Origin of the sequence: Stenotrophomonas sp. FR012 (genome assembly GCF_047520565.2) — a bacterium.
GTDB classification, from domain to species: domain Bacteria; phylum Pseudomonadota; class Gammaproteobacteria; order Xanthomonadales; family Xanthomonadaceae; genus Stenotrophomonas; species Stenotrophomonas sepilia.
This window is the reverse complement of sequence record NZ_JAXBQL020000015.1, coordinates 65330-74469: the sequence shown is the minus strand read 5'-3', so window position 1 is coordinate 74469 and position 9140 is coordinate 65330. Positions and strand designations below refer to the sequence as shown.

6 protein-coding genes and 1 riboswitch are annotated in these 9140 nt (G+C 66.8%); of the genes, 2 read left to right on the top strand and 4 right to left on the bottom strand.

Annotation, left to right across the window (positions count from 1 at the left end; genetic code table 11):
* Positions 1-371 precede the first annotated feature (371 nt).
* Positions 372-2336 (top strand): M2 family metallopeptidase, encoded by a 1965-nt coding sequence (locus ACM0O9_RS18150; RefSeq protein WP_005418284.1) that lies wholly within the window; start codon positions 372-374, stop codon positions 2334-2336.
* Positions 2337-2439: 103 nt separating this feature from the next.
* On the opposite strand, the gene ACM0O9_RS18145 is transcribed toward ACM0O9_RS18150, so the two are convergent.
* The 3 genes from ACM0O9_RS18145 to ACM0O9_RS18135 all read right to left on the bottom strand — a co-directional run bounded on the left by ACM0O9_RS18145 (position 2440) and on the right by ACM0O9_RS18135 (position 5169).
* Positions 2440-2832: a hypothetical protein gene (locus tag ACM0O9_RS18145; protein ID WP_005418286.1), complete on the bottom strand. Its 393-nt coding sequence runs from the start codon at positions 2830-2832 to the stop codon at positions 2440-2442.
* A gap of 69 nt (positions 2833-2901) precedes the next feature.
* A complete protein-coding gene (locus ACM0O9_RS18140) occupies positions 2902-3798 on the bottom strand; it encodes a siderophore-interacting protein (RefSeq protein ID WP_065178232.1) in 897 nt (298 codons plus the stop codon).
* Positions 3799-3942: 144 nt separating this feature from the next.
* Positions 3943-5169 (bottom strand): multidrug effflux MFS transporter, encoded by a 1227-nt coding sequence (locus ACM0O9_RS18135; protein WP_053500685.1) that lies wholly within the window; start codon positions 5167-5169, stop codon positions 3943-3945.
* A 299-nt stretch (positions 5170-5468) separates the two neighbouring features.
* A riboswitch (glycine riboswitch) is annotated at positions 5469-5571 on the top strand.
* A gap of 62 nt (positions 5572-5633) precedes the next feature.
* Here ACM0O9_RS18135 and gcvP point away from each other — a divergent pair.
* A complete protein-coding gene (gene gcvP / locus ACM0O9_RS18130) occupies positions 5634-8501 on the top strand; it encodes an aminomethyl-transferring glycine dehydrogenase (RefSeq protein WP_414604049.1) in 2868 nt (955 codons plus the stop codon).
* A gap of 92 nt (positions 8502-8593) precedes the next feature.
* Here gcvP and ACM0O9_RS18125 read toward each other — a convergent pair whose 3' ends face one another.
* A complete protein-coding gene (locus ACM0O9_RS18125) occupies positions 8594-9004 on the bottom strand; it encodes a VOC family protein (protein ID WP_235649436.1) in 411 nt (136 codons plus the stop codon).
* Positions 9005-9140: the final 136 nt, after the last annotated feature.

The following is a 9140-nucleotide window of genomic DNA, read 5'->3' as shown; positions in this document are numbered from 1 at the left end:
ATCCGTTTTCCGGAGGAAAACGGATCTGACCCCATTCTGATTGTCGATACCTGACAGATGTGTTGACCAAGGTCGACACCTACCAACAGCCGCCACGATCTGTCAGACATGGGGCGGTGTGGGCTTGCAGGACCGTTGGCGCCATGGATGGCGCCATCGAGCCCCCATGGATGGGTTTACGGCGTGTCCTGCAAGCCCACACCGCCGCGCCATCCCACGGATACCCCGCTGTTGCGGTTGCTTCGGCGGTTGCTGTTGCTTGTGCTCTGGCCTCTGCGGGTGCCGGGCGCCGCCCGGCCGACTTCCGCCACTTGCGGTGGCAGCGACGGCCCACTAGCCTTCGGCCGTCGTTCACCACCCAAGGACCGCCCGTGAAACACCGTCATCTCCTGCTGGCCTCGGCAATCGCCGCCGCCACGCTGGCCCTGGCCGCCTGCAAGAAGGAAGCTGCCCCAGGCACCGATACCGCCAGCAGCAGCGCTCCGGCCGGTGAAACCGCCGACCAGTTCGTGGCCCGCATCAATGCCGAATTCAAGGCCGCTTACCCGGAGATGACCTCGGCGCAGTGGCTGTCCTCCACCTACATCAACGGTGATTCGGAACGCATTGCGGCCAAAGCCAACGAGCGTTCGCTCACCCAGCTCAACAGCTGGATCGAACAGGCCGCCAAGTTCGACGGCAAGCCGATGAGCGAGGACAGCAAGCGCGCGATCCACCTGCTGAAGCTGATGTCGTCGATGCCGGCGCCGCGCGACCCGGCCAAGCTGGCCGAGCTGACCCAGATCGCCACCCGCATGGAAGGCAGCTACGGTGCCGGCAAGTACTGCACCGATGCCAATGATCCGAACTCCTGCCGCCAGCTGGGCGAGCTGGAACAGGTGCTGGCGCGCAGCCGCGACTACGACAAGCAGCTCGACGCCTGGCAGGGCTGGCACAGCACCACCAAGAGCATGCGCGGCGACTACCAGAAGTTCGTCGGCCTGGTGAACGAGGGCGCCAAGGGCATGGGCTTTACCGATGCCGGCCAGATGTGGCGCAGCGGCTATGACATGCCGCCCGAACAGATCGGCCCGGAAACCGACCGCCTCTGGGAACAGGTCAAGCCGATGTACGAGCAGCTGCACTGCTACGCACGCGGCAAGCTGGACAAGACCTACGGCAAGGACAAGGCCGAAGTGGGCAACGGCCTGATCGCCGCGCACCTGCTGGGCAACATGTGGCAGCAGGACTGGTCGAACCTGTGGGACCAGCTGGAACCGTACCCGGGTGCCGGCAGCCTGGACATCACCGCTGCACTGGAAAAGCAGTACCAGACCAACCTGAGCGCGGCGCTGGCCAAGGCCGGCAAGGACGCCAACGTAGCGGCCCAGTACAAGGCGCAGCGCGAAGCCGAACTGCGTACCGCCAAGCAGATGACTGAACGCGCACAGGACTTCTATGTGTCGCTGGGCATGCCGTCGCTGCCGCAGTCGTACTGGGAACGCACCCAGTTCATCAAGCCCGACGACCGCGATGTGGTCTGCCACGCCAGCGCCTGGGACATGAACATGGAAGGCGATGTGCGCACCAAGATGTGCATCAAGCCGAACGAAGAGAACTTCACCACCATCTACCACGAGCTGGGCCACATCTATTACGACCTGGCCTACAACCCGCTGCCGCCGCTGTTCCAGGGCGGTGCCAACGATGGCTTCCATGAGGCGATCGGCGACACCATCGTGCTGGCGATGACGCCCAAGTACCTCAGCTCGATCGGCCTGGTCGATGCACCGACCGAGAGCCGCGAAGCGGTCATCAACAACCAGATGCGCATGGCGCTGTCGGGCGTGTCGTTCCTGCCGTTCGGGCTGATGATCGACCGCTGGCGCTGGGGCGTGTTCGATGGTTCGATCACCGCCGACAACTACAACAAGGCGTGGTGGGACCTGAAGGCCAAGTACCAGGGCGTGGCCCCGGCCAGCACCCGTGGCGAAGAATTCTTCGATCCGGGCGCGAAGTACCACGTGCCGGGCAACACCCCGTACACCCGCTACTTCCTGGCCCGCATCCTGCAGTTCCAGTTCTACAAGGGCCTGTGCGATGCAGCCGGCTACAAGGGCCCGCTGCACGAGTGCACCTTCTACGGCAACAAGGAAGCCGGCCAGAAATACTGGGCGATGCTGAGCAAGGGTGCCAGCCAGCCGTGGCAGGCCACGCTGAAGGAGCTGACCGGCACCGACAAGCTCGATGCCGGCCCGATGATCGAGTACTTCACTCCGGTCAACGAGTGGCTGAAGCAGCAGAACGAAGGCCAGATGTGTGGCTGGCAGGCCAACGCCGCCCCGGCGGCGAAATGAGAAAAGGGGCGGGTCCGCAAGGATCCGCCCCTTTCTGTAGCGCCGGCCGCTGGCCGGCAGCTACGCGATGAAGACCCAGCGGCCGGCTTTTCCGGAATGCCTGTCAGCTGTCCTTCTTCGCCGCCATCGCCGCGGCCAGTTCCGCCTTGAATTCCTCGAAGGTCTGGCCCTTCTCTTTCGCTTCGGCGTGCGCGGCATCGCGCAGCGCATCGGAGTACATCAGGCGCACCGGCGTGCCGTTGCGCTCGTGCAGTTCACCGGCCTGCATGATCAGCGCCAGTACCTGTGCGGCGGAGTCACTGTGGCCGGCGATACGGCCGTCCATGCCCAGCACCCATTCGCCGTCGCGGCGCACGACACCGGCCAGCAGGGTGCGCTGCGCGTCGCGCAGTTCGGCATGCGGCTCCACCGGCGAGGCCTGGGCAGCGGCCTTGTTGGCGGCCTGCTTTTCCTGGCGACGGCGCTGGTCGCGGCGGGTCTTGGAGCTGGTGGACATGGTGCAATACCGCTGCGAGGGGGGGCGCAAGGATAGCGCACCCCACCCGCCACGCCGCTTCACAGCCCCTCAATCCAGCACTTTGCCGTGCCGCCAGTAGCCCATGAAGGTGATCGCGCGGCGGTCCAGCCCGCAGTCGCGGACCAGATGGCGACGGATCGCCATCACCGCCCCCGCCTCGCCTGCCACCCAGGCATACAGCGGCCCGGCCACGCTGGCATCGGCCTGTTCCCAGAGGATCTGCGCGTCAACGTCGATCTCTTCCAGTTCGTCGCCAGCGGCCACGCTCGAGGCGGCTGCCAGCCGCGCCTGCACCGCCTGCAACAGCGGCGCCCCGTACGCCGCGCGCCCGCGCGGCAGCCAGACCAGTTCGGCGGTAGCCGGTGCCTTCAGCGGCACCGCGTCGCCGGCCTGCGCCACTTCCAGCAAGGCCAGCGTACGCGGAGGATCCACCATGGCCGCCAGTTCCTCAAGAATGCCAGCCACCGCCGGTAACGCGGTTTCATCGGCCACCAGCAGCACCTGGCCGACGCCGGCCGGCGGCCTCCATTCCCAACCTTCGCTGCTGTCGGCGCAGTCGGCATCGGGAGCCAGCAACACCACACGGTCGCCGGGGCGTGCATGGATGGCCCAGCGTGAGGCCGGCCCGGTCTCGCCATGCAGCACGAAATCAACATCGACCTCGCCCAGCTCTGCACGCAGCTGGCGGATGGTGTAGGTGCGCATCGGCGGGCGCTGATCGTCCGGCAGCGCCCGGTAGCGCGGATACCAGTCCTCGCCGCAGGGCACCTGCGGCAGGTCCTGGCCAGGCAAGGGGAAGAACACCTTGATGCGCTGGTCCGGGCCTTCGGTCTTCATCCGCGCCACGTCGGCGCCGGTGAACACCATGCGATCCAGGGAAGGGGAAAGAACGCGGCGCTCCTTCAGCGCCACCTCGAACAGGCGGTAGGTCTGCTGCGCAGCCATTTGGGGGAAACCTCATGCAACGACATCGGATCGGCTGGCTGTCGTGCATCCACGCACCGGCTGGCTGGAGTGCCCAGCCTAGTCCGGCCGTTCCCTGCCGCAAGTGTTTCGGGCGTCGTGGCCCGCCCTACCCCTGCGCGCTGCTCAGTGACCCGTGCAGGCTGCCTGCGCCGCACGCTCGCGCTGGTGTTCCCAGTACCAGAACACGAAACCGGCGCCGAAGAACGCCGCCTGGCCCAGTGCCAGGTGCAGCGGGCTACCGCTCAGCAGTGGTGACACCACGCCGGCCACCACGGTGCTGATCATCAGCTGCACAAAGGCCTGCAGCGACGAGGCCAGGCCGCGCTGATGCGGGTACATGTCCAGTACCGCCAGCGCCAGGATCGGGAAGATCAGCGCCATGCCCATGCCCCCCAGGAAGATCGGCAGTACCGCCCATGGCAGTACGAACTGTGGCGACAGCACCACGTAGCCAACGTTCAACAGCACCGACAATGCGCACAGGCCGAAACCAATGGAGACCTGGCGGGTGGGCGTGGTGTGCCCGGCCATGCGCCCGGACAGGAATGAGCCGGTGGTCATGCCGCCGATGGTCGGGATGAACAACCAGGCAAACCCGCCCTCGCCCAGGTGCAGGTGCTGCATCACGAACACCGGCGCCGAGGAGATGTACAGGAAGATTCCACCAAAGCCGATGCTGCCGGCCAGCGCCAGGCGCAGGAAGCGTGGATTGAAACCGATGCGCACGTAATCACGCATCAACGCGCGCGGTGACAACGGCACGCGCGCTTCGACCGGATGGGTCTCGGGCAGGTAGCGTGCAGTGGCCGCCAGCAGGACCAGCCCGAACACCACCAGGAACCAGAAGATCAGCGGCCATCCCGCGCCACTGAGCAGGATCCAGCCACCGATGATCGGCGCGATGGCCGGGGCGATGCCGAACAGCATGGACACCTGGCTCATCAGCCGCTGCGCGTCATGGCCGTGGTACAGGTCGCGGATCACCGCGCGGCCGACGATCATGCCGACACCCGCCGACAGGCCCTGCAGCGCGCGGAAGGCCAGCAGCGTGGTCAGGTCGGTGGACAGTGCGCAGCCCACCGAGGCGCCGACGAACACCACCAGTCCACCGAGGATCACCCGCTTGCGGCCCCAGGCGTCGGACAGCGGGCCGTGCGCCAGGCTCATCAGGCCGTAGAACAGCAGGTACACGCTGATGGTCTGCTGCACCGCCACCTCGTCCACCGCCAGGCGCCGGGCCAGCTGCGGGAAGGCCGGGAAGATGGTGTCGATCGAGAACGGGCCGAACATGGCCAGGCCGGCAAGCAGCAGGGCCATGCGGCGGGTGGAGGGAGCAACAGCGGCGGTCATGGGAAAGGCGTCCGGCAGGGCCATGCGTGGCACGCACGGCGGGCGCCGGTCCCTGTCTGCAGGGAGGGCGCCAGATGAATTCGGGTATCTGGCCATCATAGGTGGGGATTGCGCCTGATGCCATGCAGCGATGCACAAAACGCACGTCCGGGCCATCGGCCATTCAGGCGCAGCGGCCAGGCCCGTAGACGGCCAGCGGGCCCGCAACGGGCTATAATCGGCGGGCAACACGGTGGGAGAAGCGGAACACCGCTGCCGAAGGCGCAACGCCCGTAATCGCTCAGGCCCGATACCACCCGTAACAGAACTCTGGAGAGACCGGTTCGATCCGGCGCCGAAGGGGCACGAAGCCGCGGTTTTCCGCGCTTCCAAACTCTCAGGCAAAAGGACAGAGGGGCGCCCCGCAGACCGCCGACCGGCGGCTTGTGCCCGTGCGTGTGCCCTTTCCTGACGGATCCTTCGCCATGTCCCAGAACACCCCTTCCCTGCGTGAGCTCGAGCACCACAATGCGTTCGTCGAGCGCCACATCGGCCCCAACGATGCCGAGATCGCGCAGATGCTCGACGTCGTCGGCCACGCGTCGCTGGATGCGTTGACCGATGCCATCGTGCCGGCCAAGATCAAGTCGCCGGCGCCGCTGGCGCTGCCGGAGTCGATGACCGAAGTGCAGGCACTGGCGAAGATCCGCGCGATCGCCGACAAGAACACCGTGCTGCGCAGCTTCATCGGCCAGGGCTACTACGGTACCCACACCCCGAACGTGATCCTGCGCAACATCCTGGAAAACCCGGCCTGGTACACCGCCTACACCCCGTACCAGGCCGAGATCTCGCAGGGCCGCATGGAAGCGCTGATCAACTTCCAGACCCTGTGCGCCGACCTCACCGGCATGGAGATCGCCAACGCCTCGCTGCTGGACGAAGCCACTGCCGCCGCCGAAGCGATGACCCTGGCCAAGCGTTCGGCCAAGTCGAAGTCGGACACCTTCTTCGTGCACGACGCCGTGCACCCGCAGACCCTGGAACTGCTGCGTACCCGCGCAGAACCGATGGGCATCGTGCTGCGCGTCGGCACCCCGGCCGAAGCACTGGAAGCGGAAGCCTTCGGCCTGCTGCTGCAGTACCCGGACACCTTCGGCCAGGTCGGCGACTACAAGGCGCTGGTCGAGGCCGTGCATGCACGCGGCGGCCTGGTGGCCGTGGCCACCGACCTGCTGGCGCTGACCCTGCTGGCCGCTCCCGGCGAATGGGGCGCGGACATCGTGGTCGGCAACAGCCAGCGTTTCGGCGTGCCGTTCGGCTTCGGCGGCCCGCACGCCGCGTTCATGGCCTGCCGTGACGCCTACAAGCGCTCGATGCCGGGCCGCCTGATCGGTGTCTCCATCGATGCCCAGGGCAACCCGGCCTATCGCCTGACCCTGCAGACCCGCGAGCAGCACATCCGCCGCGAGAAGGCGACGTCGAACATCTGTACCGCACAGGTGCTGCTGGCGGTGATGGCCTCGATGTATGCGGTCTACCATGGTCCGGAAGGCCTGACCCGCATCGCCCGGCGCACCCACCGCCTGGCCTCGATCCTGGCTGCGGCACTGCGCAACGCCGGCGTGCAGGTCGGTGGCGACTTCTTCGACACCCTGCACGTCACCGGCGTGCATGCCGATGAGATCCACGCCAAGGCACGCGCCGCCGGTTACAACCTGCGCGCGATCGACAGCGACTCGGTCGGCATCAGCCTGGACGAGACCGCCACCCGCGCCGACGTGGTCGCGCTGGCCGCCGTGTTCGGCGCGCAGGCTGACGTCGAGGCGCTGGACGCCAGCACCGCCGACGCGCTGCCGGCCGGCCTGCTGCGCCAGTCCGCGTTCCTGACCCATCCGGTGTTCAACACCCACCACAGCGAGCACGAACTGCTGCGCTACCTGCGTTCGCTGGCCGACAAGGACCTGGCGATGGACCGCACGATGATCCCGCTGGGCTCGTGCACCATGAAGCTCAACGCCACCGCCGAGATGATCCCGGTGACCTGGCCGGAGTTCTCGCAGATCCACCCGCTGGTGCCGGCCGACCAGGCGCTGGGCTACAAGGAACTGATCGACACGCTGGAAGCGATGCTGGTCGAATGCACCGGCTACGACGCGGTCAGCCTGCAGCCGAACTCCGGCGCGCAGGGCGAGTACGCCGGCCTGCTGGCGATCCGCGCCTACCACCGCTCGCGCGGCGAAGGCCACCGCGACATCTGCCTGATCCCGGACTCGGCGCACGGCACCAACCCGGCCTCGGCGCAGATGTGCGGCATGAAGGTCGTGGTGACCAAGACCGATGCCAACGGCAACATCGACGTCGAGGACATCCGCCTCAACGCCGAGAAGTACAGCGACCGCCTGGCCGCGATCATGATGACCTACCCGTCCACGCACGGCGTGTTCGAGGAAGAGGTGGTCGAGATCTGCGAGATCATCCACAAGCACGGCGGCCAGGTGTACACCGACGGCGCCAACATGAACGCCCTGGTCGGCGTGGCCAAGCCGGGCAAGTGGGGTTCGGACGTTTCGCACCTGAACCTGCACAAGACCTTCTGCATCCCGCACGGCGGTGGTGGCCCGGGCGTGGGCCCGTGCGCGGTCAAGGAGCACCTGGCCCCGTTCCTGCCGGGCAAGCTGGGTGACAACGGCCCGGTCGGCATGGTCAGCGCGGCCAGCTTCGGCAGTGCTTCGATCCTGCCGATCAGCTGGATGTACATCGCGATGATGGGCCGCGAAGGCCTGCGCAAGGCTACCCAGGTCGCGCAGCTCAACGCCAACTACATTGCCAAGCGCCTGGCTCCGCACTTCAAGACCCTGTACACCGGCCGTAACGGCCTGGTGGCGCACGAGTGCATCCTGGACGTGCGCCCGCTGGAGAAGACCAGCGGCATCGGTGCCGAGGACGTCGCCAAGCGCCTGATCGACTTCGGCTTCCACGCCCCGACCCTGAGCTTCCCGGTGGCCGGCACGCTGATGGTCGAGCCAACCGAGAGCGAGTCGCTGCACGAGCTGGACCGTTTCATCAACGCGATGATCCAGATCCGAGAGGAAATCAGCGCGATCGAAGACGGTCGCCTGGACCGCGAGGACAACCCGCTGAAGAACGCCCCGCACACCGCCACCGCGGTGACCGCCAGCGAGTGGACCCACGCCTATCCGCGTGAACTGGCCGCCTTCCCGCTGGCCAGCCTGAAGCAGAGCAAGTACTGGCCGCCGGTGGCACGCGTCGACAACGTGTACGGTGACAAGAACGTGATGTGCGCCTGCATCCCGGTCGATGCCTACAAGGATGATGAAGTCGAGGCTTGATTCCTCACTGCATCGATAAAGAAAACGGCCCGCGCAAGCGGGCCGTTTTCATGAGGGCGTGTGGACCAGGGTCCACACCCACAATTACCCGATCACGGGTCCGGCATCTGTCCCAGGCTCAACTGCCACGATACGCCGAAGCGGTCCTGCACCCACCCATAGCGGTTGCTGAAGTCGTAGTCACTCACCGGCATCAACCAATGGCCGCCCTCGCCCAGCACGCGTGCCGCACGCTCGAACTGCTCGGCACCGGAGCACTCGACGAACAGCGAGATCGACGGGCTGAAGGTGAAGTCGTGCACATCCAGGCTGTCGAAGCACAGGTAATGGGTGCCACCGAGCAGGAAGATCGCCTGGCGGACCTGGCCGGGCACGCCGGCGCCGGCCCCCTCGGGGTGGCGTTGCAGGGCCAGCAGGCGGAAATCGGCGAAGGCTTCGGCGTACAGGGCCAGGGCGGCCTCGGCCTGGCCGGTGAACATCAGGAAGGGACGGCTGCGCAGCATGCGGTACTCCTGGTCGACGGGCCGCTGGCGGCCCACGCGATCAGGATGGCACGGCAGATGTATGCCGGCTGTAGAACCGAGCCCGCGCTCGGCTGGCGGCTACGCGAACAGCAGCCAACCACAGGGTCGGCTCTAC

Coding starts and splice junctions, on each gene's coding strand:
- ACM0O9_RS18145 (WP_005418286.1), bottom strand. CDS start 2,832: ATGTCCACCAGCTCCAAGACCCGCCGCGACCAGCGCCGTCGCCAGGAA.
- ACM0O9_RS18135 (WP_053500685.1), bottom strand. CDS start 5,169: ATGACCGCCGCTGTTGCTCCCTCCACCCGCCGCATGGCCCTGCTGCTT.
- gcvP (WP_414604049.1), top strand. CDS start 5,634: ATGTCCCAGAACACCCCTTCCCTGCGTGAGCTCGAGCACCACAATGCG.
- ACM0O9_RS18125 (WP_235649436.1), bottom strand. CDS start 9,004: ATGCTGCGCAGCCGTCCCTTCCTGATGTTCACCGGCCAGGCCGAGGCC.
- ACM0O9_RS18140 (WP_065178232.1), bottom strand. CDS start 3,798: ATGGCTGCGCAGCAGACCTACCGCCTGTTCGAGGTGGCGCTGAAGGAG.